Annotated in this window: 1 protein-coding gene; it reads right to left on the bottom strand. The window is 70.6% G+C overall.

Translation table 11 applies throughout. From position 1 onward, the window contains the following. Positions 1-149: 149 nt before the first annotated feature. A partial coding sequence (locus Q7A36_RS40745; RefSeq protein WP_305109476.1) for an ATP-binding protein occupies positions 150-540 on the bottom strand: 391 nt, incomplete at its 5' end.

Here is a 540-nt window from a genome sequence, read left to right as displayed (position 1 = left end):
CATGGGGTGGCAAGGCCGGTCGTCGCCGAGCACGACTTGAAGGTTCGGAAGCGTGGCGCCGTGCGGCGATGCAGCTGCCGCAGCTCCGGGCACCCTACGTGTCGGCAACATCCGCAGGGTGTTCGTGGCCGTCGCCCAACGCCGCACTGTCATGCTACCCGCCCCTCCGGGGTGGACGGCGGCAGCCGCTCTAGGCCATTTCCCGATGCCCGCGGCAGCCAGATCGTGACCTGGGTGCCCTCGCCCGGTCGGCTGACAACGGCGACCGTACCGCCGGACTGCCGCGCGAAGCCGTAGACCTGCGATAGACCGAGCCCCGAGCCGCGGCCGACGGCCTTGGTGGTGAAGAACGGTTCAAAGGCGCGGGCGAGCACCTCCTCGGTCATCCCGGTCCCTGTGTCCGACACCGACAGGGCGACGTAGTCGCCGGGCGGGAGGCCGCCACGGGCGCCATCTGGCAGGGCTTCGCTGCTGGCATTCTCGGCCGAGAGGGTCAGCAGGCCTCCCTCCGGCATGGCGTCGCGGGCATTGATGGCCAAA

This window comes from Paracraurococcus lichenis (assembly GCF_030657435.1).
Classification (GTDB): Bacteria; Pseudomonadota; Alphaproteobacteria; order Acetobacterales; family Acetobacteraceae; genus Paracraurococcus; species Paracraurococcus lichenis.
This window is presented reverse-complemented; position numbering and strand designations above follow the sequence as displayed.